General features: G+C 58.2%; 26 protein-coding genes and 1 tRNA gene. 14 read left to right on the top strand and 13 right to left on the bottom strand.

Annotation, left to right across the window (positions count from 1 at the left end; translation table 11 throughout):
- Positions 1 to 8: 8 nt before the first annotated feature.
- The 7 genes from MK208_RS07835 to MK208_RS07805 all read left to right on the top strand — a co-directional run bounded on the left by MK208_RS07835 (position 9) and on the right by MK208_RS07805 (position 6,951).
- Positions 9 to 1,361 carry an MFS transporter gene (locus MK208_RS07835; protein ID WP_294115626.1) on the top strand — a complete coding sequence of 451 codons (1,353 nt, stop codon included), beginning with the start codon at positions 9 to 11 and terminating at the stop codon, positions 1,359 to 1,361.
- Positions 1,343 to 2,260 carry a penicillin-insensitive murein endopeptidase gene (mepA, locus tag MK208_RS07830; protein WP_294115624.1) on the top strand — a complete coding sequence of 306 codons (918 nt, stop codon included), beginning with the start codon at positions 1,343 to 1,345 and terminating at the stop codon, positions 2,258 to 2,260. Before MK208_RS07835 ends, mepA begins: the two co-directional genes overlap by 19 nt.
- On the top strand, positions 2,233 to 3,138 hold the full coding sequence (locus tag MK208_RS07825; RefSeq protein WP_294115622.1) for an esterase-like activity of phytase family protein: 906 nt from the start codon (positions 2,233 to 2,235) through the stop codon (positions 3,136 to 3,138). Before mepA ends, MK208_RS07825 begins: the two co-directional genes overlap by 28 nt.
- Positions 3,139 to 3,234: 96 nt before the next feature.
- The gene (locus MK208_RS07820; RefSeq protein ID WP_294115620.1) at positions 3,235 to 3,870 is read left to right on the top strand and encodes a queuosine precursor transporter; all 636 of its coding nucleotides are present in this window, start codon (positions 3,235 to 3,237) and stop codon (positions 3,868 to 3,870) included.
- A gap of 370 nt (positions 3,871 to 4,240) precedes the next feature.
- Entirely contained in the window at positions 4,241 to 4,663 is a 423-nt protein-coding gene (gene arfB / locus MK208_RS07815) for an alternative ribosome rescue aminoacyl-tRNA hydrolase ArfB (RefSeq protein WP_294115618.1), read from the top strand.
- A 66-nt stretch (positions 4,664 to 4,729) separates the two neighbouring features.
- A complete protein-coding gene (locus MK208_RS07810) occupies positions 4,730 to 5,995 on the top strand; it encodes an aminotransferase class III-fold pyridoxal phosphate-dependent enzyme (RefSeq protein WP_294115617.1) in 1,266 nt (421 codons plus the stop codon).
- Positions 5,992 to 6,951, top strand: a complete 960-nt coding sequence (locus tag MK208_RS07805; protein WP_294115616.1) for a phosphotransferase — start codon at positions 5,992 to 5,994, stop codon at positions 6,949 to 6,951. The genes MK208_RS07810 and MK208_RS07805 overlap by 4 nt, the downstream gene beginning before the upstream one ends.
- On the opposite strand, the gene MK208_RS07800 is transcribed toward MK208_RS07805, so the two are convergent.
- Positions 6,948 to 7,394: a helix-turn-helix domain-containing protein gene (locus MK208_RS07800; RefSeq protein ID WP_294115615.1), complete on the bottom strand. Its 447-nt coding sequence runs from the start codon at positions 7,392 to 7,394 to the stop codon at positions 6,948 to 6,950. The two genes, MK208_RS07805 and MK208_RS07800, sit on opposite strands and share 4 nt — an antisense overlap.
- Before the next feature lie 137 nt (positions 7,395 to 7,531).
- On the opposite strand from MK208_RS07800, the gene MK208_RS07795 reads away from it, so the two are divergent.
- Positions 7,532 to 8,440, top strand: a complete 909-nt coding sequence (locus MK208_RS07795) for an alpha/beta fold hydrolase (RefSeq protein WP_294115613.1) — start codon at positions 7,532 to 7,534, stop codon at positions 8,438 to 8,440.
- Here MK208_RS07795 and pncB read toward each other — a convergent pair.
- The 4 genes from pncB to MK208_RS07775 all read right to left on the bottom strand — a co-directional run bounded on the left by pncB (position 8,437) and on the right by MK208_RS07775 (position 13,645).
- A complete protein-coding gene (gene pncB, locus MK208_RS07790) occupies positions 8,437 to 9,729 on the bottom strand; it encodes a nicotinate phosphoribosyltransferase (protein ID WP_294115612.1) in 1,293 nt (430 codons plus the stop codon). The two genes, MK208_RS07795 and pncB, sit on opposite strands and share 4 nt — an antisense overlap.
- Before the next feature lie 75 nt (positions 9,730 to 9,804).
- Entirely contained in the window at positions 9,805 to 12,048 is a 2,244-nt protein-coding gene (locus tag MK208_RS07785) for a PAS domain-containing hybrid sensor histidine kinase/response regulator (RefSeq protein ID WP_294115611.1), read from the bottom strand.
- Between the two features lie 73 nt (positions 12,049 to 12,121).
- The gene (gene pncA / locus MK208_RS07780; RefSeq protein ID WP_294115610.1) at positions 12,122 to 12,718 is read right to left on the bottom strand and encodes a bifunctional nicotinamidase/pyrazinamidase; all 597 of its coding nucleotides are present in this window, start codon (positions 12,716 to 12,718) and stop codon (positions 12,122 to 12,124) included.
- Positions 12,719 to 12,781: 63 nt separating this feature from the next.
- On the bottom strand, positions 12,782 to 13,645 hold the full coding sequence (locus MK208_RS07775) for an N-formylglutamate amidohydrolase (RefSeq protein ID WP_294115609.1): 864 nt from the start codon (positions 13,643 to 13,645) through the stop codon (positions 12,782 to 12,784).
- Between the two features lie 149 nt (positions 13,646 to 13,794).
- Between MK208_RS07775 and MK208_RS07770 the strand changes: the two genes are divergently transcribed.
- Positions 13,795 to 13,869, top strand: a tRNA-Val gene (locus MK208_RS07770).
- Positions 13,870 to 13,945: 76 nt separating this feature from the next.
- Positions 13,946 to 14,071: a type B 50S ribosomal protein L36 gene (gene ykgO, locus MK208_RS07765; RefSeq protein WP_054004448.1), complete on the top strand. Its 126-nt coding sequence runs from the start codon at positions 13,946 to 13,948 to the stop codon at positions 14,069 to 14,071.
- 78 nt (positions 14,072 to 14,149) lie between these two features.
- Here the strand turns inward: ykgO and MK208_RS07760 are convergent, their stop codons facing one another.
- The 4 genes from MK208_RS07760 to petA form a co-directional block, all read right to left on the bottom strand.
- Positions 14,150 to 14,941 (bottom strand): hypothetical protein, encoded by a 792-nt coding sequence (locus tag MK208_RS07760; RefSeq protein ID WP_294115593.1) that lies wholly within the window; start codon positions 14,939 to 14,941, stop codon positions 14,150 to 14,152.
- A 135-nt stretch (positions 14,942 to 15,076) separates the two neighbouring features.
- Positions 15,077 to 15,868 carry a cytochrome c1 gene (locus MK208_RS07755; RefSeq protein WP_294115590.1) on the bottom strand — a complete coding sequence of 264 codons (792 nt, stop codon included), beginning with the start codon at positions 15,866 to 15,868 and terminating at the stop codon, positions 15,077 to 15,079.
- Positions 15,869 to 15,882: 14 nt separating this feature from the next.
- Positions 15,883 to 17,205 (bottom strand): cytochrome b, encoded by a 1,323-nt coding sequence (gene petB, locus MK208_RS07750; protein WP_294115588.1) that lies wholly within the window; start codon positions 17,203 to 17,205, stop codon positions 15,883 to 15,885.
- An 11-nt stretch (positions 17,206 to 17,216) separates the two neighbouring features.
- Positions 17,217 to 17,777 carry a ubiquinol-cytochrome c reductase iron-sulfur subunit gene (petA, locus tag MK208_RS07745; protein WP_294115586.1) on the bottom strand — a complete coding sequence of 187 codons (561 nt, stop codon included), beginning with the start codon at positions 17,775 to 17,777 and terminating at the stop codon, positions 17,217 to 17,219.
- A gap of 306 nt (positions 17,778 to 18,083) precedes the next feature.
- Here petA and MK208_RS07740 point away from each other — a divergent pair, with 306 nt between their 5' ends.
- The 4 genes from MK208_RS07740 to fdhF all read left to right on the top strand — a co-directional run bounded on the left by MK208_RS07740 (position 18,084) and on the right by fdhF (position 23,932).
- On the top strand, positions 18,084 to 18,971 hold the full coding sequence (locus MK208_RS07740) for a LysR family transcriptional regulator (protein WP_294115584.1): 888 nt from the start codon (positions 18,084 to 18,086) through the stop codon (positions 18,969 to 18,971).
- An 85-nt stretch (positions 18,972 to 19,056) separates the two neighbouring features.
- Entirely contained in the window at positions 19,057 to 20,748 is a 1,692-nt protein-coding gene (locus MK208_RS07735; protein ID WP_294115583.1) for an NAD(P)H-dependent oxidoreductase subunit E, read from the top strand.
- A gap of 1 nt (position 20,749) precedes the next feature.
- The gene (locus MK208_RS07730) at positions 20,750 to 21,130 is read left to right on the top strand and encodes a VOC family protein (protein WP_294115580.1); all 381 of its coding nucleotides are present in this window, start codon (positions 20,750 to 20,752) and stop codon (positions 21,128 to 21,130) included.
- A 15-nt stretch (positions 21,131 to 21,145) separates the two neighbouring features.
- Positions 21,146 to 23,932 (top strand): formate dehydrogenase subunit alpha, encoded by a 2,787-nt coding sequence (gene fdhF / locus MK208_RS07725; RefSeq protein WP_294115578.1) that lies wholly within the window; start codon positions 21,146 to 21,148, stop codon positions 23,930 to 23,932.
- A 6-nt stretch (positions 23,933 to 23,938) separates the two neighbouring features.
- Here the strand turns inward: fdhF and MK208_RS07720 are convergent, their stop codons facing one another.
- The 4 genes from MK208_RS07720 to MK208_RS07705 all read right to left on the bottom strand — a co-directional run bounded on the left by MK208_RS07720 (position 23,939) and on the right by MK208_RS07705 (position 26,845).
- A complete protein-coding gene (locus MK208_RS07720; protein WP_294115576.1) occupies positions 23,939 to 24,760 on the bottom strand; it encodes a class I SAM-dependent methyltransferase in 822 nt (273 codons plus the stop codon).
- A 127-nt stretch (positions 24,761 to 24,887) separates the two neighbouring features.
- A complete protein-coding gene (locus MK208_RS07715; protein WP_294115793.1) occupies positions 24,888 to 25,493 on the bottom strand; it encodes a glutathione S-transferase in 606 nt (201 codons plus the stop codon).
- Positions 25,494 to 25,507: 14 nt separating this feature from the next.
- Positions 25,508 to 26,146 carry an FMN-binding negative transcriptional regulator gene (locus MK208_RS07710; protein WP_294115573.1) on the bottom strand — a complete coding sequence of 213 codons (639 nt, stop codon included), beginning with the start codon at positions 26,144 to 26,146 and terminating at the stop codon, positions 25,508 to 25,510.
- 42 nt (positions 26,147 to 26,188) lie between these two features.
- Positions 26,189 to 26,845 (bottom strand): glutathione S-transferase, encoded by a 657-nt coding sequence (locus MK208_RS07705; protein WP_294115571.1) that lies wholly within the window; start codon positions 26,843 to 26,845, stop codon positions 26,189 to 26,191.
- Positions 26,846 to 26,872 lie beyond the last annotated feature (27 nt).

Here is a 26,872-nt window from a genome sequence, read left to right as displayed (position 1 = left end):
GGATGCGGATGTCACAAGTTTCAGCGCGCAAGCGCATTTGGGGTTGGTTCTTTTTTGACTGGGCAAGCCAGCCATATAACACCCTCCTCATCACCTTTATTTTTGCACCATACATCAAAGACTTGATGGGTGACGGCGCCGAGGCTCAAGCAGCCTGGGGATTTGGCGTTGCCGCAGCTGGCATTGTCATTGCCATCCTCGCGCCGGTGCTGGGTGCCATGGCGGACAATTCCGGGAACCGACTGCGCTGGATCTGGCTGTTCTCAGCGATGTATGTTGTCGGGTCCTTTGGCCTTTGGTTTGCCGCGCCAGACAGCTTTGATTTGCACACCACCCTCCTGCTTTTCGCCATTGGCATGATTGGTATGGAGTTCGCCACGATCTTTACCAATTCGATGCTGCCGGAACTGGGCACCAAAGAAGAGGTGGGGCGTATCTCCGGCAATGGCTGGGCGTTTGGTTATGTCGGTGGCTTGTTTGCACTTGTACTGATGCTGGCGCTGTTTGCCGAGGATGCGCAGAGCGGCAAGACCATGATCGGGTTGGACCCGGCCTTTGGTCTGGACGCAAGCCAGCGGGAAGGCACGCGCTTTGTTGGCCCGCTGACCGCGCTTTGGTATGCGGTGTTTATGATCCCGTTCTTTCTTTGGGTGCGTGATCCAAAGCCCACCAAACCTGTAAAGGGCGCAACGGCTGGTGCGTTGAAGGAAGTCTGGGGCACCATTCAAAACCTACCACAGACGCCTTCATTGTTTGCCTACCTCGGCAGCTCCATGTTCTACCGTGATGCGCTGAATGGGATGTATACCTTTGGCGGGATCTACGCGGCCGGCGTGTTGAATTGGTCAGTGGTGGATGTGGGCATCTTTGGCATTCTGGCAATCATCTCCGGCGCAATCTTTGCTTGGATCGGCGGGCGGGCTGACGAAAAACTTGGACCAAAACCGGTCATCACATTCTGCATCTTTGTGCTCTGTGGTGTGGCCATTGCGATTGTCTTTATCTCCCGCGAGAACGTCTTTGGCCTTGCCGTCGAAGAAACCTCCAAGTTGCCCGATGTGGCATTCTATATCTTGGGCGCGCTGATTGGCGCGGCCGGCGGTGTAATCCAATCCGCCAGCCGCTCGATGATGGTGCGTCAGGCACTGCCGGGCAAAACCGCGGAGTCCTTTGGGCTTTATGCCTTGGCCGGCAAAGCAACCTCCTTCATTGCGCCCTTCCTGATTGGTGTTGTCACGCTCTGGTCTGGCAGCCAGCAGATTGGCGTGACACCGCTGATCGCTCTTTTCCTCTTGGGCCTGATCCTGCTACGCTGGGTCAACCCAAAGGGAGACAGCGACACATGGTCTACCGCTTCTTAACTGTATTGGCCCTGATCGGGCTTGCCGCGTGTAAGAATGAAGCGCCGGAGCGCACCGTTGCCGTATCGACCCAGCAGCAGGTGCCCGTAAGCATGCAAGGCGTTCAGGCCAAACAGCTTTTTGGTGCCAAACCTGTCGCCTCCCAACAAAGCAGCGCGCCGTTCGGCGGGTATTCCAAAGGCTGCCTCGCCGGCGGTGATATGCTGCCGGAAACGGGCCCGACATGGCAGGCCATGCGCCTGTCGCGCAACCGGAACTGGGGGCATCCGGTCACGATAGACTATATCAAAGACCTCTCTGCCAAGGCCGCGCAGCAGCCAGGGTGGAATGGGCTTTATATTGGCGATATCAGCCAGCCTCGCGGGGGGCCAATGTTGACCGGCCACCGTTCCCATCAACTGGGATTGGACATTGATATATGGATGTTACCCGCAAACCGGCTCAACCTGACAGCAGCAGAACGTGAGAGCATTTCCTCGATTTCCATGCGCCGGGACAGGGGCGCTTATGTCAACAGCAGTTGGACGAAACAGCATCATGAGATCCTGAAAGCAGCCGCAAATGATCCTCGTGTGGCGCGGATTTTTGTGTTTCCTGGCGCCAAAGTGCAGATGTGTGATGACGCCAAAGGTGATCGTGCGTGGCTGCGGAAAATCCGGCCTTGGTGGGGGCACCATTATCATTTCCATGTCCGCCTGAACTGCCCTGATGGCACAACTGGCTGTGTGAACCAGGACCCGCCTCCCAAGGGCGACGGCTGTGATGATGCAAGACAGTGGGTGCAGGATATATTGTTCCCGCCACCGCCAGACCCCAATGCGCCCAAACCAAAACCACGGCGTGAACTTCAAATGACGGACCTACCACAACAATGCGTCGCAGTTTTGCAATCGCCGTAGCGGCGTGTGTGTTCAGCGCGGGTTTGTTGGCGGGACGTGGCCTGAGCGGCGACACGTCGAGCGATCTGGCGGAGCATGTTTCGACTTACACTTGGCGCCTGCATGACGGGTGGTTTGGCGGGTTTTCCGGCATCGAGCTGTCTGAAGACGGGCGCGAGATGGTGGCGATCTCCGACCGTGGGATGTTTGTGACGGGCACGTTGCAACGCGAGGGCGGTGCGGTTCTTGGCGTTCAAAACGTCGAGGCTTTTCGCGTGCTGGACACCAAAGGCAATTTCCCCAAAAAGGCGGGATTGCGCGACAGTGAAGGGTTGGTCTTGCAAACGAATGGCCAGCTTGTGGTGTCCTTTGAAGGTAAGCACAGGCTGAACCGTTTTGCGCAGCCGGGCGCCAAGGCGCAGGGCATGCCTTGGCGCAAAGAGCTCAACAGGATGAAGTTGAACGGCGGGTTTGAAGCCTTGGCGATCAACAATTGGGGCAAGATTTTTGCGATCCCCGAGCAGCCGCTTGGCGATGAGAGTGTGGCGCAGGTCTTCACGTTGAAGAAAGGCCAATGGGAAAAGGCCTTTATCTTGCCACGCGCGAAACAGTTTCAGCCTGTGGGCGCAGATTTTGGGCCGGATGGGCGGCTGTATGTACTGGAACGCGGGTTTAATGGCCTGGGATTTCGCGCGCGTGTCCGCAGTTTTACCGTGGAAGGCAACACGGTAAGTGATGAAAAACTGTTGCTGCGCAAAGGTATAGGCATTCACGACAACCTCGAGGGTTTGGCGGTTTGGCGCGACGAGGCCGGGCGCATTCGGCTCACAATGATCTCGGATGATAACTTCCGTTTGATCCAGCGCACTGAGATCGTGGACTATGTGATACCGCAATAAAGCTTGATTTGCTGGGGTCTGCGCTGTAGGAGCGCTGCGTCCCGCGACGGTCGCGGGGCCAAGTCGCCGCTACCTTGTCAAAACGGGCTCAGACAAATGAAAACGACCTATCTTCCTGGCATCATTGCCATGGCTGCTATTGTTGTAGCCTCCAATATTCTTGTGCAATTCCTCTTTGGTCAGTGGCTGACCTGGGGGGCGTTCACCTATCCTCTCGCCTTTCTTGTGACCGACGTGATGAACCGCGTGTATGGCGCGCCCGCCGCGCGCAAAGTGGTTTTTGCCGGTTTCATTGTCGGTGTGATCTGCTCCTTCATTGGTACCAAGATCATGCTCGAAGGCGACGGCTTCACCTATCCTGCAGTGACTTTACGGATCGCGATTGGCTCCGGTTTGGCCTTCCTGACCGCGCAACTGCTTGATGTGGCGATCTTTGATCGTCTGCGAGCAGGTGCTTGGTGGCGGGCGCCGTTGGCGTCGACGCTGATCGGCTCCTCTGTGGATACCGCGATCTTCTTCACCGTTGCTTTCAGCGGCGCACTCTCCTTCATCGAACCAGGCAACGATGTGAGCTGGGCAGGTGAAATGCTGCCTCTGCTGGGCGCGGGTCCTGTGGTGCCACTGTGGGTGAGCCTGGGCTTTGCCGATTGGTGCGTAAAACTTACGCTTGCGCTGCTCGCTCTTGTGCCGTTCCGCATGATCGTGGGGTCTTTGACAGCGCGCACCACATGATTTTGTTTGACATATCTCCAACCTGTGGCAGGCTGGAGATACGCGAAATCATCTGAAAGGAGGTGCCCATTGTCTAGAGAAGCTATGGAGAACGAGGTCGGAACAGTTTGGGGAGAACGCAGCTGAGGCAGCCCTTGGCTGACGTAAAGTCCGAATTGGTGTGATCCTAACCGGCGCACCTCCAATCATCTCGAAGGGCTGTTTCCAACGCGGGAAGCAGCCCTTTTTGTTGCCCCTTTAACCTCTGAAAGTCGCTCAAATGCCACGTCGGTATTGCGTCGGTATTTTGACTGTATTGCGGAGGTGCGAATTTCCAGCGCATACAATCCGGTAAATCTTAATGAACAGGCCGCGCAACGCGGAGAGAGCCATGCTGCGGATCAGCGATGAGATCACGATTGAAGACTGGGAGCTGACCGAGCAGTTCATGCGCGCCAGCGGGCCTGGTGGTCAGAATGTGAACAAGGTTGCGACCGCCGTGGAGCTCCGCTTTGAGGCGGCGCGCTCCCCTGCTCTGTCCGCACCTGTGAAAGCGCGGCTCAAGCGGCTGGCCGGACGGCGCTGGACCAAGGACGGGGCGATCATCATCCAATGTGATGAAACCCGCAGCCAAGCACGCAACCGCGACCTTGCGCGGGATCGTCTGGCGGAGTTGATCCGCAAATCTTTGGTGGCACCGAAACGGCGAATCAAGACCAAGCCGACCTACGGCAGCCAGCAGCGACGCCTCAAGGCCAAGAAAGAACGTGGCGAGGTGAAGGCCATGCGTGGGAAGGTTGGCCGCGACGATTGATTGGTGGTTGCAGCCTCATGAGTTCGGGCGCAGTAATGGCGCGGGAGCAAATAGAGGGAGCAAGCCATGTCGGACGCATTGGCGCGGCGCAAACGGCTGTTGGGGTCACATGTCACCACATTTTACAAAGAGCCAGTGCATCTCGCACGCGGTGAAGGTGTGTGGCTGTGGGACACAGACGGCCGCAAATATCTGGACTGTTACAACAACGTGCCGCACGTCGGGCATTGCCATCCACGCGTGGTGGAGGCGATTGCGACACAGGCGGCGACGCTGAACACCCACACGCGTTATGTGCACGATGGGATTTTGGATTACGGCGAGGCGCTGACCGCGAAGTTTGACCATGACCTGACCAGCATGGTGATGGTCTGTTCCGGGTCCGAGGCCAATGATGTGGCGCTGCGCATGGCGCAGGCGATGACCGGCAAGACCGGGGTGATTACGACCGACAATACCTATCACGGCAACACCTCAGCGGTGAGCCAGCTCAACAGCTCCAAGGTGCCGATTGGCGGCTTCAAGGATCATGTGAAACGGGTGCCAGCGCCGGACAATATGCAGCCGGTTGGTGGCACCCGAGAAGGGCAAAAGGCGGCCTTCACCGCGGCGGTGCAAGCGGCGATTGCCGAACTTGAAGCCTCCGAACACGGGCTATCGGCGCTGATCATCTGCCCGTATTTTGCCAATGAAGGTTTCCCGACATTGGAAGAGGGCTTCCTTGATGACGCCGTTGCCGCGGTGAAGGCCGCAGGCGGCATTGTGATTGCCGATGAGGTGCAGCCGGGGTTTGGCCGGATTGGCAGCCATTGGTGGGGACACCAGAAACTTAGCTTTGCGCCGGATATCGTGACGCTGGGCAAGCCAATGGCCAACGGGCATCCGGTGGCAGCGACGATCACGCGGCCGGAAATCCTGACCGCGTTTCAGGAAGGCTTCAAATACTTCAACACCTTTGGCGGCAACCCGGTGAGCGCGGCGGCGGCGCATGCGGTGCTGAACGTGATTGAAGACGAAGGGCTAGTAGCGAACGCGGCGGATGTGGGCGCCTATGCAGTGGCGCAGTTGAAAGAGCTGCAGGCACGCTATGACGTGATTGCCGACGTGCGCGGCTCCGGCCTGTTCTTTGGTGTGGAACTGTGGCGCGACGGGAAGCCGGCCACAGAAGTGTGCACGGCGATGATTGACGAGATGCGCGACCGTGGCGTGCTGCTGCACAGTGAGGGGCGCTATGACAACACGTTAAAAATCCGCCCGCCCTGTGCGTTTGATCGCGGCAATGCGGATCTGTTGGTGGAGACCATGAACGCGGCGTTTGAGGCGGTGCTATGAACAATCAAGAAGCCATTGTAGCTGCACAGGACGCACTGAAGGCCTGGGGTGTGGAGATGACACCCCGGTTGATCAAGAATCGTGAGAACATCGTTTTAGAAGCGGCGGGGCCGGATGGGCAGCGCGCGGCGTTGCGGCTGCATCGGCCGGGATATCAGAGCGATGATGCGATCCGCTCTGAGCTGTGGTGGTCTGAGGCGTTGGTCGCCGCCGGCATGGTGGTGCCGCAGCCAATCCGCACCTTGGCTGGCGACGTGCTGGCAACCGGCGGGGAGCGTGTAGCCTCGCTGGTGTCCTGGCTGGACGGGGAGCCGCTGGGCGAAGGTGGTGTGCCGCTGGGGATGGATGCGGCTGAGCAGGCACGACTGCATGAGGCGCTGGGGGCGGAATTGGCGCGGTTGCATGTGGCCAGCGATGCGATGGAGCGGACTGACGCGTTTGAGCGAGAGGTTTTGGATCTGGATGCGTTGCTGGGCAACGCGCCGTCCTGGGGACGGTTTTGGGAGAATGCCAGCCTGTCTGAAGATGAGGTGGCGCTGTTGCTGGCCTGTCGTGAGAAATTGCGGTCGGAGATAGGTGCGCATGCCGAGGCGGGTGGTGATTTTGGCCTGATCCATGCGGATGCGTTGCGGGAGAATGTGCTTGTACAAGACGGCCAAACGCGGCTGATCGATTTTGACGACGGCGTGTTTGGCTTCCGAATGTATGAGCTGGGCGTGGCCATGTCCCAGAATTGGGATCAGGCCAATGAGGCAGCGTTGGGCGCGGCATTGCTGCGCGGCTATGCCTCGGTGCGCGCCTTACCGGACGATGCAGAGCAGTTGTTGCTGGCGTTTACCGTGATGCGGGCGATGGCGTCGTGTGGTTGGGTCATTGGACGCTATGCCGATGATCATCCGGCGGTGCGGGACTATGCCGAGCGGGCCATAGCCATGGCGCAGCGGTATCTGTCCTAATCCCGGTTCGCTTCCACCCAAATCGACTGTGAGGTGATTTCGGCGCCGGTGTTGGCGTCGATCACCTTTGGGTCCGTGGGAGTGCGCGTTGCGCGGTCGAGGAATCGGTAGGGCTCCGACTTCTCTGTCGGCAGATGTGTCTGCGCCCAAGCTGTCATGGCCTGCATGACCGGCACAAAATCTTTGGCGGCTTGGGTTGGGTGATACTCATAGCGGGTGGGGCGCTCCTGATAGGGTTTGCGTTCCAGAAGACCGTGGGATTCCAAGCGTTTGAGGCGATCAGACAACACGTGGCGCGTGATCTTTAGGCGTTTCTGAATGTCATCAAATCGGCGGATGCCAAAGAGCGTGTCGCGCAGGATGAGCAGCGTCCAGCGGTCGCCGAGCACCGACATGGTGCGGGCCACAGAGCAGCCTTCGTTGGGGAGATCAGTCCATTTCATGAGCCTGATGTAGCATCTCTGGCGGAATTTCCCAATAGGTTCCAAAACAGAACTTGACTCAGTTCTGATTTAGAACTTATAAACTACCATGTGAGTTCTATTTTGGAACCCAAGTGCATTTGGCACAGGAGAGAGTGATGACCGACAGCAGTGTTCCTTCCGTCGTACGGCGGCAGCGCAAGCTTCCGCAGATCAAAAAGCTGGCGATGTTGGCAGCGTTGCGGGGGCAAATGTGGGCGCTGTCGCGAAGTGCACCGGATCGCGCGGCGGTGCGGCTGGCGCATCTGTTCACCACGCCGCCGCGGCCAAAGGTGCGGGCATGGGAGCGCGCGGCCATGGCGCAGGCGCGCTATACGCGACGACGGTTTGGCGCACTGGGGTTTCTGTCAGTCTACCGCTGGGTGCCAGAAGGCGCAGGACCACATCCGAAAGTGCTTTTGCTGCATGGGTTTGGCGGGCGAGTCAGCCAGCTGAGCGGCTTGGCCGAGCCGCTGGTTGCGGCGGGCTATGAGGTTGTGGGGTTTGATGCGCCGGGGCATGGCAAGTCCCCTGTGCGCAATGCTGGCTTGCCGGATTTTGTCGATGCACTGGAGATGTTTGCCGCGCAAGAGGGGGCGTTTGATGCGGTGATCGGCCACTCCATGGGGGGTGCGGCGGTGGCAACGGCTTTGCGGCTGGGCATGGCCGCCAAGCGCGCCATTCTGATTGCGCCGCCGGTGTATCCGGGCACCTATCTGGCGCAGGCGGGGCGGATGCTCGGGGCCACGGACAAGGTCACCGGGCGGGCGCAAGCGTTGATCGAGGCGCGGTACGGGCGGGCGTTTGATGAGTTTCGAACGCCGCTTAATGCGTCGGTGTTGGATCAGCGCGCCCTGATCCTGCATGACCGCGACGACAAGCAGGTGCCGTTGGCAGAAGGTCATCAGGTGGCCGCGGCCTGGAAAGGCGCACAGTTTGAGGTCACCGAGGGCCTGGGTCACACGCGGATATTGCGGGACCCAAGCACGATGGCTTTGGCGCAGACTTTCCTGATGCAGACCGCTTAGACGATCACTTCCATTTCGTCCTGCTGCCCCACGCCAAACACGCGTTTGTAGCGCTCAATTTCGCTGGCGGGACCCATGGCCTTGTTGGGGTTGTCTGACAGTTTCACCGTCGGTTTGCCGTTGGCCTTGATGGCTTTGCAGACCATGGAGAACGGCGCGAGGCCATCATCTGGCGTCAAACCGCGGAAATCATTGGTCAGCAAGGTGCCCCAGCCAAAAGACACACGTACGCGACCGGCAAACTGCGTGTGCAGCTCGGCGATTTTATCGGTGTCCAAGCCATCAGAGAAGATCACCAATTTCTTGGTCGGGTCTTCGCCGCGTTCTTTCCACCAACGGATGGCGGTTTCGGCACCCTTGGCGGGATCGCCGCTGTCGATGCGAATACCAGTCCAACCCGCCAGCCAATCCGGGGCGCGCTGCAGGAAACCTTCGGTACCGTAGGTGTCTGGCAGAATGATGCGCAGGTTGCCTTCGTGCTCCTCATGCCAATCGGCGAGAACTTTGTACGGCGCTTGGCGCAGCTCGTCATCGGTATCCGCCAAGGCCGAGAACACCATGGGCAATTCGTGGGCGTTGGTGCCAATGGCCTCCAGATCGCGTTTCATCGCAATCAAGCAGTTGGAGGTGCCAACAAACTTGTCGCCCAGCCCTTCGACCATCGCCTGTACACACCAATCCTGCCACAGGTAGGAATGACGGCGGCGGGTGCCAAAATCGGCGATCCGCAGGTCCGGCAGGGTACGCAGATGGTCGATTTTCTCCCAGAGCTTGGTCATGGCGCGGGCGTAGAGCACTTGCAGCTCAAACTTGCGCATGTCGTGCAGCACCGCGCGACCGCGCAGCTCCATCAGCACGGCCAAGGCCGGGATTTCCCACAACATGACCTCATGCCATTTGCCCTCAAAGGTCAGCTCATATTGGCCGTCGCGCTTTTCCAGATGGTAGTCCGGCAGGCGCATGTTTTCGAACCATTCCATGAAGTCCGGGCGGAACATCTGGCGTTTACCGTAGAAGGTATTGCCGCGCAGGAAGGTGCTTTCGCCACGGCTCAGGGACAGCGACTGAATGTGGTCAAGTTGTTCGCGCAATTCACCTTCGTCGATCAGTTCCGCCAAGCGAATGCTGGAGGAGCGGTTGATCAAGCTAAAGGTGACATGGGCGTCGGGGCGATTGCGGAAAATCGACTGACACATCAGCAACTTATAGAAGTCGTTGTCGATGAGGGAGCGCACAATGGGATCAATTTTCCATTTGTGGTTCCAGACACGGGTGGCGATATCGACCATATTCTCTGGTCCTCACAGTCTCGTTTCGCCGTTGATACCCAGAAAACCAAGGGTCTGGAAGCCCTTATGGGTGAGTCAGCGCGACTGAACCACGCGGGTGCGGCTTTCCAGCCCCTGTGCGATGGCCTTCAGAAGGTCGCCGCGGCGCACTGGTTTGGGCAAGAAGCCGTTCATGCCAGCCTCCAGACAGGCCTGTCGGTCACTGCGATAGGCGTTGGCGGTGAGAGCGATGATATGCGGCTGCATCGGGATGTGTCTGCGAATGAAACGCGTGGCGTCGAGCCCGTCCATCTCCGGCATAGACATGTCCATCAGCACCACGTCGGGCTTGTGTTCCTTGACTTTGTCCACCGCCTCTTTGCCATTTACGGCAGTGATTAGGGTGAGCGGCAGGTCTTTGAGCAGTTTTTGCACAAGGAAGCGATTGGTGCGGTTGTCCTCCGCCAGAAGCACGGTTTTGTCGGTGAAGACTGCCGGGTCAGGCAGGACATCCAGATCCGCAATCCGCTTGGCGGGTAGGTTGACCTCAGGGAAGTCTACGGTGATTACAAAGCAGCTGCCAACATTCACTGCACTGGTGGCGACGACGTCCCCGCCCATCATCCGGGCCAACTGACGTGAGATCGCGAGACCCAGCCCCGTGCCACCAAAGCGACGGGTGGTGGCGGCATCCGCTTGAGCAAACTGATCAAACACGTGTTCGATGCGATCCGGAGCAATGCCGATACCAGTGTCAGTAACGGATATCTCCAAACCATGGTCCGGGCCTTCTTTCACGGTGCCGACATGCACCGTCACGCTACCTGTCTCAGTGAACTTGATGGCGTTGCCGATGATGTTCACCAGGATTTGGCGCAGGCGGCCATCGTCGCCCCACACAGTGCGCGGCAGGTTGGCTGCGCATTCCACGTTGAGCGGGATACCCTTGGCCGCCGCCTGGGGGCGCATCAGGTTCATAACCTCATCCAGGCAGGGCTGCAGCTCAAAGGCCACCGAACTGATCTTCAGGTGGCCGTCTTGCAGTTTGGAGAAGTCGAGAATGTCGTTGATGATGGTCAGCAGCGCCTCAGAGGAATGGCGGATGGTCTGCACATAAAGCGCGTCCTCAGGGCTGAGCTTGGCGTCACTCAAGAGATCGGACATACCGATGATGCCGTTCATCGGTGTGCGGATCTCGTGGCTCATCGTGGCCAGGAAGGCGGTTTTGGCACGTTCCCCCTGTTCGGCGGCACGTTTGGCTTCGGCCAGTTCAGCCTCGCGTTGCTTTTTAAGGGTGATGTCGCGGTCCACGGAGATCACCATCTCCAACTTACCGTTGTCATCAAAAACCGGCGAGAGGTTGGTCTCCACCCAGAATGGAGCGCCGATCTTGGTGTAATTCACGTTCTCGCCATGCGCGGCCACGCCTTCGTTGATCGCAGCGGTAAAGCGCTCCAATATTGTCGGATCAGACCGCGGGCCATGAAGATAGTCGGAGGGATGCTTGCCCACCACCTCGGACAGTTTGTAACCGGTTTTGCGGGTGAAGGCTGGATTGACCCAGAGCGTGTTGGCCTCCGCGTCCAGCATGATGATGCTGTCGACAGCGTTTTCAGCAATAGACGACAAGAACCGGCCTTCGCGCTGACGCGCCACCAGAGAAGCATTCGCCTTGGCCAGCTCTAAGCCCTGTTCGATCTGGCGGCGCTGTTGGCGCAGGTCCCTTAGGCGGCCGGTGGTGACGTAGCTGACAAAGGGCAGCATGGTGTAAGCGACCATGAGTGTGGCAGCGACATTGTAGAAAAACTGCTCGCGTTGATGCTCCAGCACATAGAAATCAGCGGCAAACAGGAGCGTGACGGTGACGCCATAGACCGCGAGACGGGCGAGCGCCGCGGTGCGATGATAGGCCAGCGCCATAATCGCGTTCACTGCCCCTGCCCCCATATAGGCCAAGCACAGAAGCAAGGCGACTTCGTGGGGAATAGCAAGCCATAGGATGGCAACAAATACGGATAGGCCAAAAGACTGAGCGACAGCCGTCAGCGTGGTTTTTCGCAGGAGGTCCTGAACCGGCACGCCCCGATGCAACTGATTTTGCACACTGCGCAGCACGTAGCTGTCGATTAGATCCCCCAACACCGCCACGAACAGCGCTAGAAAACCGGTTTGTAGGGAGACCGAGAAGGTCAGGATCATCGCGCCAAAAAGCGTTAGGGCCTGGCGACTGAAGAAATAACGCAAGCGGCCACGGGCATAGCGCACCAGCAACCCCGCCGGCGTGTTGCGCCGGTCAAAAGCCTCCAAGGCCCGGTTAAGCTCGTGAATTTCCGCAGCCATTTCCCAATCTTCTCAGACAACTAACAATGGGTAAATGCCCGATGATTGGTTAACAAACCTAGAATATTTCCCCTCAAATGCGAGAAATTCCTGCTGCGTTCATGGCATTTTGTGCAGCCGCCAAGGACCCATCCAGGTCAATTGCGCGACAGAGGTCTTCACGGACGGTCACTTTGAAGCCCAAACGGGCGGCATCCAGTGCGGAAAACTGCACGCAGAAGTCGGTTGCGAGGCCGACCATGGTGATCTCTGTGACGCCCAAAGATTTCAGGTAACCTTCTAGCCCGGTTGGGGTTTTTTGGTCGTTCTCAAAAAACGCAGAATAGCTGTCGATGGCCGGGTTGGTGCCTTTGCGGATAATGACATTGGCGCGGATCACGTTGAGATCAGCATGCAGGCCCGAGCCAGCACTGCCTTGCACGCAGTGATCCGGCCAAAGCACCTGTGGGCCATAAGGCATGTCGATCAGCTCATAGGGGGCTTTGCCGTCGTGGCTGCTGGCAAATGAAGAGTGTCCCGCCGGATGCCAGTCTTGGGTCAGGACAACGGTATCGAAGTCGTCCATCAGGGCGTTGATGCCGGGGACAATTTGGTCGCCTTCGGGCACCGCCAAGGCACCGCCGGGGCAGAAGTCGTTTTGCACATCAATCACAATCAAAGCACTGGCCATACTGGTCTCCTCGTCTTTGCGAGAAGCCTTACCAAGCTGGTGGGTCAGGTCAACGGTTTGAGCTTATTCTGCGGCGAGGCTGTTGGCACCTGGCTGACCCAAGCGGGCGATTTGGGCAACCACCTCGGTCAAACGGGTGCGGAAGATGTCAAAATCACTGTGCGGCTGGATGGTGGCTTCGTCCATATAGAGCGAGCGGTCGATCTCGATTTGGATGGCGTGCTGGGCTTTGAGGGGCCGACCATAGTGTTGCGTCACATAGGCACCGGCAAAGGGCGTGTTTCGGGACACCACAAAGCCGGCCTTCAGGAAGGCGGCTTCGATCTGGTCCACCAGTTCCACATCAGCGGCCGCGCCAAAGCGGTCGCCCAGCACAATCTCAGGCCTCTGTACGCCACGGCGCGTGGCGCTTTCCACCGCCTCGCGTGGCATGGAATGGCAGTCGATCAGAATCGCTTCACCGAATCTGTGTCGGGCGTTGTCCAGAAGCCCTTTGAGGGCACTGTGGTAAGGGCGCCAGTAGGTGTCGATTCGCGCGTCAGCTTCGGTGCGGGTCATCTTGCCGTGATAAATCGCGCGGCCATTGGCCACCACACGGGGGATCACACCAAGGCCTGAGGCCACGCGAGGATTGTGGCCCACCTTGCGCACACCTTGGATAAGCGCCGGGTCGAGTTCCTCGGCGGCGCGGTTCAGGTCCAATAATGCGCGCGGCGCGCGGGCGACCAGAAACGGCGCGCCATACTTTGGGGCGTCGGCAAAGAGTTGGTCCACATAAGCGTCTTCAGAGGAGCGAATCGTGTGGGCATTGAGCAAAGAGCGGCGGATGAACCATTCCGGGTAGTCACAGCCGCTGTGCGGAGAGGCAAAAACCACGGAAGTTTGCACGGTTTGAGGCTCAAAAATGCGGTAAGCGGTGGTTTGCATCATCTCTCCTGTTCCCTCAAACTATAGCCGCAAAAATTACTGCGCCAAAAGCCCTTGATCCCCCCTGCGACTCCTTTTATAGAGACCGCCACCGGCGCGGGTTTTCCGCGCCCCCTTTTGTTAGGGGGTATTGAACATACGTCGGTAAAGGGCGATTAGCTCAGCGGTAGAGCACTTCGTTGACATCGAAGGGGTCACTGGTTCGATCCCAGTATCGCCCACCATGAATTCATCGCCTCTCATTTGAGAGGTCCCGTAACCCCAGGCGCACCGCAGCGCCGCGAAATGAGGAGAAGGCCCATGAAGGTCAAGAACTCGCTCCGCTCGCTCAAGAACCGGCACCGCGATTGCCGGATCGTGCGCCGCAAGGGCCGCGTTTACGTGATCAACAAGACCCAGCGTCGCTTCAAAGCACGCCAGGGCTAAGTCTCAGGACTTACATCACAGCGAAGAAGAAGCCGCCTTTTGGGCGGCTTTTTTGTTGGCTTTATTCAAATGCGGAGCTCACTTGAAGGTATAGGCGTAGGCAATGAAGGGACCAGTTGAGTAGAAATCCGCGCCAAAGGCTCCGTCCGTGCGGGTGGTTTCAAAGTTGATGTCATAGTGCCGCCAACCAAACACCACCGACGAGCGTTCGTTGAATTGTTTGGAGATCGCCAAGTTGGCGCTCCAGGCAAGGTCGTTGCCGTTGGCGCCAAAGCCGCTGGCATCCACCGCCACTGCGCCCGTCCAGCTGTCCGCGATCTCCCACGCATAGCGCGCACCGACCACAGGCTCCCACCAGCGCTCTGTGCCGCCTGCGTTCACCAGCCCGCCAGAGCCGACAACGCTTTGTGTCAGGCGGTTGTAGCGCGCGCCGCCTTGAACATCGAAGGCATAGGGGCGCCCATTGCCCATTTCGCCACTGATGGCGCGATAGCCAACCAAAAGTCCAAGCCAGCTTTGGGTGGAATCCACCTCAGCAGATCGGCCGGCCCCGGGACCAGCGGAGATATTGGCCGTCTCGCTTAGTCCGATGTAGTGGCCCTCGGCAATCAGGCCTAAACGCCCGTGCCAGGCCTCCAGACGGCCAGTGGTTGTGAAATCCAGATGCTCCAGCGCGTCTCTTAAGTTCATGTCCAGCGCGGCCGTATTGCCCGCAACGGTGACATCGCCATTTGTCCTGGCAGCTGCAAACAGGCCAAGCGTGCCGCGAATGCGCCAATCATCTGAATCCGAAAGGGTTATTGGGTTGGCCCAAAGCGGGCTGCTGCCCCAAATGAGCAAAGTCGATAGTGCCGAGAAAAGTCGAAACATCTAGAGCCTCCGGTCCTGTGAGTCCCGTCGCCTGATCCAGTCTGCGCCCGATTCTATGGTTTTCCCAAGCAAAAAATGAAAACGCCCCGCTGAAAAAACCAGCGGGGCGCTTAACTTTAGGTCCTGATCAGCTCATCAGAGGTTGAGCTTTTTGCCTTTGATAGGCGCCCAGAGCTTCTTGTTGGTCAGGTAGAGCAACACGCTGAGCAGGGACAGGAACAGAACGCCGGTCAGACCTGCGCGCTGACGCGCCATCATCTTGGGCTCGGCGGTCCACATCAAGAAGGCAGAGATATCCTCTGCGACATGGTGAATGTCGTTGGAGTGACCGTCCGCAAACTCAAGCTGGTCTTCGTACAGCGGCGGTGCCATGGCGATCCAGCCACCTGGGAAGGCGGTGTTCTCGTAGAAAGTGGTGCCAGCTTCTTCTTTCTCTTTGCCGGTGTAACCGGTCATCAGAGAGTAGATGTACTCTGCGCCACCCATGCCTTTGACCATCTGGTTGATGCCGGTACCGTATGGGCCGTGGAAGCCCGCACGTGCTTTGGCCATCAGGCTCAGGTCAGGTGCTTCAGGCAGACCACTTTCGGGGAAGTGGTCAGTGACCTTACGTGGGCGATCATCGTCCAGCTCCGGATCAAAGATGTCGAACTGCGCAGCGTAGGCACGCACCTGATCTTCCGGCAGGTGTGGACCACCTTCGTCAGCCAGGGTGCGCAGCGGCACGTACTTCAGACCGTGACACGCGGCACAAACCTCAGTGTAGACCTGAAGACCACGTTGCAGCTGGTTCTGGTCGAACTTGCCAAACGGACCTTCAAAGGAGAAGGCAACGTCTTCGATGTGGCCTGCGCCACCTGCTGCCATGGCAGCACCAGCCGACAGGGACAGGGCCGCGAGGGCGGAAATGCTAAGCTTCTTAAGCATGGCTGTTGTCCTTCTTATTCAGCAGGTTCGGCAGGTTTGCCGTAATGGGCGTTGAAATCGTCTTCGATGGTCGCCGGTGGTGTCAGCGGCTTCTCGATCACGCCGAGGATCGGCAAGATTACGAAGAAGTAAGCAAACCAGTAGGTCGCACCGATCAAAGAGATGGTGGAGTATGGCGGCTCTGCTGGCATTGCGCCGGCCCACATCAGAACGATGAAGTCGACAACCAGAAGGGCGTACCACCACTTGAACATCGGACGGAAACGACCGGAGCGCACGCGGGAGGTATCGAGCCATGGCACCAGAGCCATCGCGATGATCGCGCCAAACATCGCCAGAACACCGAAGAACTTCGCATCGATGATGCCGCCGGTGATCCAGCTGGTGAACATCACAACCCAAACGTCTGCGGTGAAGGCACGCAGGATCGCGTAGAACGGCAGGAAGTACCACTCAGGCACGATGTGTGCAGGTGTCGCCAGCGGGTTCGCTTCGATGTAGTTGTCCGGGTGACCCAGGTAGTTTGGCATGAAGCCAACGATGGCGAAGAAGATGGTGACAACAATTGCCAGACCCACGAGATCTTTGATCACGAAGTAGGGCCAGAACGGCAGGGTGTCTTTCTCGGCTTCTTCTTTGGAGCCTTTGCGCACGTCAACACCGGTTGGGTTGTTGTTGCCGGTGGTGTGGAACGCCCAGATGTGGACGATCACCAGCGCGGCAATCACAAACGGCACCAGGTAGTGCAGCGAGAAGAAGCGGTTCAGCGTGGCGTTGTCCACCGCTGGTCCGCCGAGCAGCCAGGTTTGGATAGCTTCACCGATGAACGGGATCGCACCAAACAGGCCGGTGATCACGGTTGCACCCCAGAAGGACATCTGACCCCAAGGCAGTACGTAGCCCATAAAGCCTGCGGCCATCATCAACAGGTAGATGATCATACCGACAATCCATGTGATCTCACGTGGGGCCTTGTAGGAGCCATAGTAGAGGCCACGGAAAATGTGGATGTAGACCGCAAAGAAGAACAGCGAGGCGCCGTTCATGTGCAGATAGCGGATCATGTGACCGCCGTTCACGTTGCGCATGATGTGCTCAACGGAGGCAAAGGCCAGATCCACGTGTGGGGTGTAGTGCATCACCAGAACAATGCCGGTGACAATCTGCAGCGCCAGGCAGAACGCCAGAACGATACCCCAGATCCACCACCAGTTCAGGTTCTTTGGTGTTGGGATCATCAGGGTGTCATAGAGCAAGCCGATAACCGGCAGGCGGCTTTCAACCCATTTGGTTGGCTTGGATTTAGGTTCGTAGTGGTCGTGTGGAATACCAGACATTCGCGCGTTCCTTATCCGAGGACCAGTTCGCTGCCCTCAAAACGGGCAACAGGAACGTGGAGGTTTTCAGGAGCCGGACCTTTGCGGATGCGGCCGGAGGTGTCGTAGTGGGAGCCGTGACAGGGGCAGAACCAGCCGCCGAAGTCACCCGCGCCGTCGCCGAGAGGCACACAACCGAGGTGGGTACACACACCCATCATCACCAGCCATTCGCCGGCTTCGTCCATGGAGCGGTTTTCATCCGCCGCATCGGTGCCTGGCTTGTTGGCGTTCTGAGAGCCCTGGTCGATGGACAGCTCGTCCACGTTGACCGCGCGAGCGTCATCGATTTCCTGCTGTGTGCGGCGGCGAATAAACACCGGCTTTCCCAGCCATTTAACGGTCAGCTGCGTACCCGGCTCAATGCCAGACGTATCAACGCGAATCGAAGACAGCGCGCGTACGTCGGCGGAGGGGTTCATTTGATTGACCAGCGGCCATACGGCGGCACCGGTTGCCACGGCACCTGCGCCGGCAGTGGCGTAGTAGAGAAAGTCTCTCCGGGTGCCTTCGTGATCTTCTGCGTGGGACACGAGGTTCCTCCTATACAACCGGCCAGAAGGCCGATCTATGTAAAACTGGACCGCGAAAACGCAGCCTCTCTCCGCCGCTATTTAACGAAGGTGTTGCAACCCGTCCAGCGAACATTCGCTTATCTTTCAAGGTCGCGTCTCTCTGTCGCGCTTGTTGCGGCCCAAATGGGGTGTTCAAGCGCACTTATCTTACCCACACCTTAAGATCAGAGCCCAAATCCGGTCGAATCGCTGGAAACAGCAATGCTGGCTTGCTTGCGGGAAAGCCGCTACAGCTTGGCCCCATTGCAAAACGGGAGACGTGGCGTGATCAGCCTGAAAGACCTCGAATTTCTCTCTTCTCTTGCGCGCCATGGGCATTTTGCGCGGGCTGCGGAGGAATGCGGCGTATCGCAACCCGCCTTCAGCATGCGTATTCGCAAGCTGGAAGAGCGGCTTGATGCGGCGGTTGTGAAACGGGGCAACCGGTTTCAGGGATTCACGCCAGAAGGGGAAGCTCTGGTGCGGCATGCCCGCAAGATCATGGACGACATGAAGCTGCTGGAAGAGGAGTTCCGCTCGGCGGGTGGCAACATCTCAGGCCGATTGACCATTGGCGTCATTCCAACAGCTGTCGGTTTCGCGGCCGAGGCAGTCCAGAAGTTGAGAGCAGATCATCCCGGCATCATTGTGCGCCTGCAAACCGTGTCGTCGCTGGCAATCCAACAAGGGCTGGAAAACGGCGTGTTTGACGCGGGCATCACCTATGGTGAAGGGATTTCGCCGGAGATGCTGCGTGTAGAGCACATGTACAATGAGAACTACCTGCTTTTGGCGCCCAAAACGCTGGCGCCGCGTGAGACCGGCACCGCCAGCTGGGAAGAAGCCGCTGCGCTGCCGTTGAGCCTTCTGGATCCCAGCATGCAGAACCGGCGAATTTTGGATATAATTTTCCGCGACCTTGGTGTGCTGCCCAACATCGTCGCAGAAACCGGGGAATTCACTGCTTCCATGTTAATGGCTGCCAATGGTGTGGCCGCAACTGTGATCCCCGCAGGATTGGCCAATTGTCTGGGCGATATGCCAAATACAGTTGCTTTGCCGCTCACCTCGCCGGAGGAGGAGAAAGACGTGAGCCTGGTTTCCCCCCATCGCGACCCTGGACTGTCCACGGTAGAGGCGCTGCGACGAACACTCGGGCTGGTTGCGTCATAAGAAAATCTGATCGCAACTTAAGTTTTACATGATTGATTATCATTTTGCGTGATGTCACCGTACCCTATCTGGCAGGGAGGTGACCATGGTACCGCTGGACGACTCCAAGGGAGTTTGGAAGAAGAAAGGCACGGGCAAATCGCGCCGCACACCCAAAGGGCGGCAGGTTGACGATGTGGCCCTAAGCGAGGTGCAAGCACTGCTTGCGGATATGCCACGCCGACGGGATCTTCTGATCGAATATTTGCACGTTATTCAAGACGCTTACGGGCATCTCTCCGCCGCGCATATCCGCGCACTGGCCGAAGAAATGCGGCTGGCACAGGCAGAGATTTATGAGGTGGCGACCTTCTACGCCCATTTTGATGTGGTACGCGAAAATGAGACCCCTCCTCCTGCCCTGACCATTCGAGTCTGTGATTCGCTGTCTTGCGAGTTGGCCGGAGCAGAACAGCTGCGAAAAGCTTTGGAAATTGGCATGGATCCGGAGCAGGTACGCGTGTTGCGGGCGCCCTGCATGGGGCGGTGCGACACCGCACCTGTGATTGAACTGGGCCACAATCACATTCTGCATGCCACCGAAGAAAAAGTAATTGCCGCTATGCACGCGGGCGAAACCCACCCGCAGATCAGCGATTACCAAGGGCTGTCTGAATATAAGGCAGATGGAGGATACCGGACGCTTCAAGACCTGCGCGACGGCGGCGATTGGGAAGCGGTTCAAGCCAAGATCACTGAGGCAGGGCTGCGCGGCCTTGGCGGCGCAGGCTTTCCGTCTGGTACCAAGTGGGGCTTTGTGCGCGCCAATGCTGGTCCTCGCTACCTTGCTGTGAATGGTGACGAAGGGGAGCCGGGCACGTTCAAGGACCGCCATCACCTAGAGCGCAATCCACATATGTTCCTTGAAGGCATGCTTATTGCCGCTTGGGCGGTGGAAGCGGTGACTTGCTATATTTACATGCGCGACGAGAACCCCGGTGTCATCAAAATCCTGAAAAAGGAAATCGCCAAGCTGGTTGAGGACGGGCTGGTGGCACCCGACTACATCGAGGTGCGACGCGGCGCAGGGGCCTATATCTGTGGCGAAGAAAGCGCCATGATCGAGTCGATTGAAGGCAAACGTGGTTTACCCCGCCATCGCCCGCCGTTTGTGGCGCAGGTTGGGATTTTTAATCGCCCTACCCTCGTTCACAACGTCGAGTCGCTCTACTGGGTGGCGCGAATTGCTCGGTTTGGTCCCGAGGTGCTCAATTCCGTGGAGAAGAACGGTCGCAAAGGGCTGCGCAACTATTCTGTTTCGGGACGCGTGGCCAATCCAGGTGTCTACCTGCTGCCTGCCGGGTCAACCATTTTGGACATCATAGAGGCCGCTGGCGGTATGGCGGAAGGTCATAGATTCAAGGCCTATCAGCCAGGCGGACCGTCCTCCGGCCTATTGCCCGCCACGCTCAACGATGTGCCGCTGGATTTTGACACATTGCAGCCGCATGGCACCTTCATTGGCTCTGCTGCGGTGGTGGTCTTGTCCGATCAAGATAGCGCGCGAGATGCGGCTCTAAACATGCTGAAGTTCTTTGAAGATGAGAGTTGCGGGCAATGTACACCGTGTCGGACGGGCTGCGAAAAAGCTGTTAAACTCATGAATGCGGACAGTTGGGATCAGCCCCTGCTGGAAGACCTATGTCAGGTGATGAGTGACGCCAGCATTTGTGGCCTTGGGCAGGCTGCGCCCAATCCGATCCGCCTTGTGATGAAGCATTTCAGCGAGGAGATTTAGGATGGCGAGCATGGATTTGGGGGCGTTTTCGGTGAGTTTGGCGGTGAAGGATTTGGCCGCGAGCAAAGCCTTCTATGAAAAGCTTGGCTTTAAGATGATGGGCGGGCAGCCCACCGAGAACTGGTGCATCCTAAAGAACGGCGACCACATCATCGGCCTGTTTCAGGGCATGTTTGAGGACAACATTCTGACGTTCAATCCCGGCTGGGATCAGAGTGCGCAAAACACCGACAGTTTTACCGACGTGCGGGATATGCAAAAACAACTCAAAGCCGAGGGGCTGGAGTTGATGAGCGAGGCGGATGAAGCCTCTGAGGGGCCAGCGAGCCTGATGCTGCAAGATCCGGATGGCAATACCATCTTGATCGACCAACACCGATAGACAACAGGGGTCGCCATGCTTGACGCCAGCCAGACCAACACGTTGACGTTTTCCCTGGATGGGAAAGATGTGACTGTACCCGAAGGCACCACCATCTGGGATGCGGCCAACGGACAGGGATTTGTGATTCCGCATCTGTGCCACAAACCGGCCAAGGGCTATCGACCGGATGGCAATTGCCGCGCCTGTGTCGTGGAGGTTGAAGGGGAACGCACGTTAGCGGCCTCCTGTATCCGGCCTGCGACCGAGGGCATGGTGGTTAATACCCAGTCGGAACGCGCGGTAAAGGCGCGGGAAATGGTGATCGAGCTTTTGGTGGCGGATCAGCCCGAAGTGAAGCACGACGCCAGCAGCCATTTTGCCGATATGGCCGACCAAGTTGGGGTGGAACAGTCTCGATTCCCGGCCAAAGAGGTAGAGCGTGTGCCGTTGCTCGACGCCTCGCATGTGGCGATGAACGTCAATTTGGACGCCTGCATCAACTGCAACCTCTGTGTACGCGCGTGTCGTGAGGTGCAGGTCAATGATGTGATCGGTATGAGCGGACGCAACAACACCGCAAAGATCATTTTTGATCAGGACGACGCTATGGGCGAAAGCTCCTGTGTGGCTTGTGGAGAGTGTGTGCAGGCCTGCCCCACAGGGGCATTGATGCCTGCAGCCATGCTGGATGAAAATCAAGCCGGTGACAGCGCCGATTTTGACCGGGAAGTAGAGAGCGTTTGCCCCTATTGCGGGGTCGGTTGCCAGATCAAATTCAAGGTCAAGGACAACAAGATCCAATATGTCGAAGGCATTGACGGACCAGCGAACGAGAACCGGCTCTGCGTGAAAGGCCGCTTTGGCTTTGACTATATCGACCACCCGCACCGACTGACGAAACCTCTCATTCGCCGCGAAGATGCGCCACCCAAAGGTCTGAATGTAGATCCCGGAAATTTGATGACCCATTTCCGCGAGGCAAGTTGGGACGAGGCGCTCGATTTTGCCGCCGGTGGCATGGCACGGCTGCGCGCGGAAAAAGGCACTAACATTGCCGGATTCGGCTCTGCGAAATGTTCCAACGAAGAGGCTTATCTGTTCCAGAAACTGATCCGACAAGGTTTTGGTCATAACAACGTCGACCACTGTACAAGGCTGTGTCACGCCTCCTCTGTGGCGGCGCTGATGGAGAATGTCGGCTCCGGCGCAGTGACCGCGACATTTAATGAGATCGAGAACGCCGATGTGGCGATTGTTATTGGCTGTAACCCGATGGAAAACCACCCGGTTGCGGCGACCTACTTCAAGCAATTTGTGAAGCGCGGCGGCAAGTTGATCGTGATGGACCCGCGCGGCCACGGCATGAAACGCTTTGCCAGCCATATGTTGCAGTTCAAGCCGGGCGCCGACGTGTCGATGTTAAACGGCATCATGAACGTGATCGTCGAGGAGAAGCTTTACGATCAGCAATATATCGAGGCCTACACCGAAGACTGGGAGGTGATGAAAGAGCACCTCAAGGACTATCCGCCCGAAAAGATGGAAGAGATCTGTGGCATTGAAGCGGATGTGCTGCGCGATGTGGCGCGCACTTTTGCCGGAGCCAAGGCGGCGATGATTTTCTGGGGCATGGGCGTGAGCCAGCACGTGCACGGCACGGACAATGCGCGCTGCCTGATCTCGCTGGCGCTGATGAGTGGCCAGGTGGGTCGCCCAGGCGCTGGCCTGCACCCGCTGCGTGGGCAGAACAACGTACAGGGCGCCTCTGATGCGGGGCTGATCCCGATGTTCTTGCCAGATTATCAATCGGTGATGGATGACGGCGTGCGCTCTGCGTTCACCGAAGTTTGGGAGAGCGAAGATTTCTCCAACCAGAAGGGCCTGACCGTGGTGGAGATCATGGATGCGATCCATGAGGGCGATATCAAGGGTATGTACATTTTGGGAGAGAACCCGGCGATGAGTGACCCGGATGTGGATCATGCGCGAGCAGCGTTGGCCCATCTGGAGCATCTGGTGGTGCAGGACATCTTCCTGACGGAAACCGCGAACTATGCCGATGTGATCCTGCCGTCTTCGGCGTGGTACGAAAAGTCTGGCACGGTGACCAACACCAACCGTCAAGTACAAATGGGGCGGCCGGTGTGCCCACCACCGGGTGAGGCCAAGGAAGACTGGTGGATCGAGGTGGAGCTGGCCAAGCGCCTGGGGCTGGATTGGAGCTACACGCATCCCAAGGAGGTGTTTGCCGAGATGAAGCTCGGCATGGGCTCGCTGGACAACATCACATGGGAGCGGTTGGAGAAAACCGCCGTGACCTACCCGAGCCTCAGCCCTGAGGATCCGGGGCAGGCGATTGTGTTTGGCGACGGGTTCCCGCGGCCAGAAGGGCGGGCGAAATTCACCCCTGCGAAAGTGGTCTCACCAGCGGAAACTCCAGATCCTGAATATCCGATGGTTCTGATCACCGGGCGTCAACTGGAGCATTGGCACACCGGCTCAATGACCCGCCGCGCCAGCACGCTCGATGCGCTGGAGCCAGAGGCGAACTGTTCCTTGCATCCACGCACACTGCGCAAGCTTGGAGTCGCACCAGGAGACTATGTGCAGCTGACAACCCGGCGCGGCTCACTCACCGTGATGGCGCGGGCCGACCGCGCAGTGGCCGAGGACAACGTGTTCCTCCCCTTCGCTTATGTTGAGGCGGCGGCCAATATTCTGACCAATGCCGCGCTGGACCCCTACGGCAAAATCCCGGAGTTCAAGTTCTCGGCGCTGCGAGTGGAAAAAGCGGAAACGCCGCCGATTGCGGCGGAGTAAACTCCGTCAGGGTTTTCTAAGATCATAAGACACATGCAAACTGGATGTGAGCCGGGTGTCCGCGCCCGGCTCAAAGTCTGCCAGGAACAGGCGATCCCCGTGCTTTTGCGCAAGCTTCGGTGCAAAGATTCCCAAGATCAACGCCCACTTTCCCCGATTGAAGACCCCCAATCTGTGCGACACCAGAAACCGGGTTTCGATGCTGTTCATTGCGGGACGCGTGAGCGGAAATTCCCATGCAGCATCCGATTGAAAAGGGCGGAACAGAGCCCGAAACAGCCGGATCGGAAGCCAGGTCTGGCAAGGATCGTAAGTGATCATCTGCCCACCTGGCACCAGCTTGTCACGTGATGCATCCAGCAAAACATCGAGATACCTAAAATGATGCACCACCGCATGGGCATAGATCACGTCAAAATCGCTGTCCGTTGAGGCTGGATCAAGAAAATCTGCCTCAATAAAATGACGCGTTGGGCCAGTGCCTATGTTGGCGCGTAGCTGATCCAACTGCATGCCGCTCAGTTCCACCGCGTGGTACGCTTTGGCATGGTGCGCAAGATAGCCGCTTAGAGGCGACCCGGCGCCGGCACCAAGATCCAACACTTTCTTATCCGACAGGTCGCCCAACCAAGCCTTGTGCGTGTCATAGACAGCTTCGCGTGCTTCATGGGACACCGCCACCATCGCGCGGCGGCGCAGGCGGGACCACAGGTTCGTGGCGAAGGAATTCACCGGAGAAATCCAGCCTGCGCTTGTGGCCTCGTAATAGGCCTTTTGCTGCACATTCACCTGTCGCATTTCCTCGACAGGATCGGGTCCGTCGTGCATCCAAGTCTCTTTCTCAAATCAAGTGGACCGAACAGAAAAAGCGCGGTCAAAAAATCTATGGCTATCAGCCTAGAGCATTTTGACCACAGGTTCACCCCAGGATTAGACAGGCTCCACGCGTGGGGATTTAGTCACTTGGCACCGTGGTTAGCATGCTTTCGCGTTTTGAAAACTCTGCGTACCAGCCTGCCAACCCATCCCGTCCTTGGCGCCAGTTGCGGGCGTCATGGCGGAAATCCAGATAGCCCAACGCGCAGCCGACGGCGATTTGCCCCATGTCGAGCGGTCCAAACAGGTGGCTCATCCAGCGTTCATTTAGGGCATCCAGCGCGCCTTCGACCTTGCCCCATTGCGCGGTGAGCCAGTCGTCAAACACAATTTCTTCGGGGCGCAGGCGCTTTTCGTAGACCATCAAGACGGCGGCTTCGAGAATGCCATCCGCGGTGGCTTCTAAGGTCAACACATCCCAAAGGCGCTCTTCTCGGTAGAGGTCCGCCCCGGCACGCGCCACCAGATAGCGACAGATCACGCGGCTGTCGTAAATCGCCGGGCCGTCCTGGCGCACCAAAGCGGGGATTTTGCCAAGCGGGTTGGCAGCGGCGGCTTCATCCGCTGTGTTGAGCGCAGTGGTGTGCACGCGGGTGAGTTCGACGTCGTCGGTCTGGCCGGTCTCTGCCAGGGTCACACGCACCTTGCGCACGAAAGGCGAGGCCGGGGAATGGATCAGCTGCAATTTGGACATCTCAATTACTCCGTTTCGTGGTCGGCAAAAGGGGATTGCATCAGGGCGGCGAGCTCACGGGCCTCGCTGCCAAAACCGTAGGCGGCCATTTGATCCGCCGCCGCATGGCGCACATCATTGGGTTTGTTCTGGCCAAGCTTCCAGGTGCCCTGCACATCGTCGATTGTCAGACGAAAAGGCACGATCATACGCAACATGCGATCGAAACTGTCGCCGGTCATCTTAGCCCGGGTCCAGGGCGGTTTGGGCAACAGGTTGGCTTCGAAATGCGCGGATAGACGGTCCAAAAGATCGGGCAAGTCGTTCTGAGGCAACGGGGACAGCTGGCCGGTGAGGTGTACAGCGACATAGTTCCACGTTGGGACCTGATCGTCTGCGTTGTACCAATCCGGGGAGACATAGCTGTCCGGCCCGCTCACGGCCAATCGCGCGAGTGTGGCGTTTTTTGCGGCGCGGGCCATTGGGTTGGATCGCACCAGGTGCAGGTCTGCGGTTTTTCCATCTTCGGATATAAGAAACGGCACGTGGCTCACCATCGGGGCGGCATCGGTTGCGGAGATTGCAAGCATGCCAAAGCCACGCTCCTTGGCAAAAGCCAGGTTCTTGTCCTCTGCGGTGCCGCGGAACGCCGGATTGGGATGCATGATGCGCCTCGTCTCTGATTTGGCGCGATCGTGCAGGGGCGATTAGAGATTGGCAACCGCAATTGCACGTTCAAAACGCAGTGGCACATCGCCTTCGCGCCACATGGGCAGTTTGGGCATGATCGCCGCAAAACGCTCGGACGCGATAAAGGCCTCCAGCCAGCGGGACAGATTGGGACCGGCGTCAACACCAAAGCGGGATTTGTTGATGAATGCGAACTGACGCACAAACGGCAGAATCGCCATGTCGGCCAGGCTCGGCATATCGCCAAAGAGCCAGAGTTTGTCACCGATCTGCTGATCCAATTTGGACAGAAACGCCATGGCTTGAGCGCGCGACTCTTCCGGGTCCAGCTCCGGATAGCGGCTGTGGTATTTGGTGTGATCCAGTGCGGCCTTAAAAGGACCATCTGCCTCGGCAATCAACTCATGTCCCAAGTCCGGCATATCCAGCCAGCCTTCCGGATCCTTTCGCTGCAGCGCCCAGACCATCACGTCGAGACTTTCGTCAATCACAAGATCCCCCGCTTTCAGGCAAGGAACTGTGCCACTGGGTGAGGTCTCCAAAAACGCAGGCGCCTTGTCACGCAGTAGAACCTCGCGCAGTTCAACTGCCACGCCAGATACCGCAACGGCCAAACGCGCGCGCATTGCATAAGGACAGCGGCGAAAGGAATAGAGAGCGGGCAATTCAGTCATCTTGTTTTCTCATTCCAGAAATATCTC

The sequence above is a fragment of the Shimia sp. genome (genome assembly GCF_022448905.1).
Classification (GTDB): domain Bacteria; phylum Pseudomonadota; class Alphaproteobacteria; order Rhodobacterales; family Rhodobacteraceae; genus Shimia.
The sequence above is the reverse complement of the archived record's forward strand: the minus strand, read 5'-3'. Positions and strand labels throughout refer to the sequence as shown.

Coding starts and splice junctions, on each gene's coding strand:
- ykgO (WP_054004448.1), top strand. CDS start 13,946: ATGAAGGTCAAGAACTCGCTCCGCTCGCTCAAGAACCGGCACCGCGAT.
- mepA (WP_294115624.1), top strand. CDS start 1,343: ATGGTCTACCGCTTCTTAACTGTATTGGCCCTGATCGGGCTTGCCGCG.
- pncA (WP_294115610.1), bottom strand. CDS start 12,718: ATGGCCAGTGCTTTGATTGTGATTGATGTGCAAAACGACTTCTGCCCC.
- MK208_RS07775 (WP_294115609.1), bottom strand. CDS start 13,645: ATGCAAACCACCGCTTACCGCATTTTTGAGCCTCAAACCGTGCAAACT.
- MK208_RS07760 (WP_294115593.1), bottom strand. CDS start 14,941: ATGTTTCGACTTTTCTCGGCACTATCGACTTTGCTCATTTGGGGCAGC.
- MK208_RS07785 (WP_294115611.1), bottom strand. CDS start 12,048: ATGGCTGCGGAAATTCACGAGCTTAACCGGGCCTTGGAGGCTTTTGAC.
- MK208_RS07820 (WP_294115620.1), top strand. CDS start 3,235: ATGAAAACGACCTATCTTCCTGGCATCATTGCCATGGCTGCTATTGTT.
- arfB (WP_294115618.1), top strand. CDS start 4,241: ATGCTGCGGATCAGCGATGAGATCACGATTGAAGACTGGGAGCTGACC.
- MK208_RS07730 (WP_294115580.1), top strand. CDS start 20,750: ATGGCGAGCATGGATTTGGGGGCGTTTTCGGTGAGTTTGGCGGTGAAG.
- MK208_RS07795 (WP_294115613.1), top strand. CDS start 7,532: ATGACCGACAGCAGTGTTCCTTCCGTCGTACGGCGGCAGCGCAAGCTT.
- MK208_RS07800 (WP_294115615.1), bottom strand. CDS start 7,394: ATGAAATGGACTGATCTCCCCAACGAAGGCTGCTCTGTGGCCCGCACC.
- MK208_RS07805 (WP_294115616.1), top strand. CDS start 5,992: ATGAACAATCAAGAAGCCATTGTAGCTGCACAGGACGCACTGAAGGCC.
- MK208_RS07720 (WP_294115576.1), bottom strand. CDS start 24,760: ATGCACGACGGACCCGATCCTGTCGAGGAAATGCGACAGGTGAATGTG.
- MK208_RS07755 (WP_294115590.1), bottom strand. CDS start 15,868: ATGCTTAAGAAGCTTAGCATTTCCGCCCTCGCGGCCCTGTCCCTGTCG.
- fdhF (WP_294115578.1), top strand. CDS start 21,146: ATGCTTGACGCCAGCCAGACCAACACGTTGACGTTTTCCCTGGATGGG.
- MK208_RS07835 (WP_294115626.1), top strand. CDS start 9: ATGTCACAAGTTTCAGCGCGCAAGCGCATTTGGGGTTGGTTCTTTTTT.
- pncB (WP_294115612.1), bottom strand. CDS start 9,729: ATGGTCGATATCGCCACCCGTGTCTGGAACCACAAATGGAAAATTGAT.
- MK208_RS07705 (WP_294115571.1), bottom strand. CDS start 26,845: ATGACTGAATTGCCCGCTCTCTATTCCTTTCGCCGCTGTCCTTATGCA.
- MK208_RS07825 (WP_294115622.1), top strand. CDS start 2,233: ATGCGTCGCAGTTTTGCAATCGCCGTAGCGGCGTGTGTGTTCAGCGCG.
- MK208_RS07710 (WP_294115573.1), bottom strand. CDS start 26,146: ATGCATCCCAATCCGGCGTTCCGCGGCACCGCAGAGGACAAGAACCTG.
- MK208_RS07735 (WP_294115583.1), top strand. CDS start 19,057: ATGGTACCGCTGGACGACTCCAAGGGAGTTTGGAAGAAGAAAGGCACG.
- MK208_RS07810 (WP_294115617.1), top strand. CDS start 4,730: ATGTCGGACGCATTGGCGCGGCGCAAACGGCTGTTGGGGTCACATGTC.
- petB (WP_294115588.1), bottom strand. CDS start 17,205: ATGTCTGGTATTCCACACGACCACTACGAACCTAAATCCAAGCCAACC.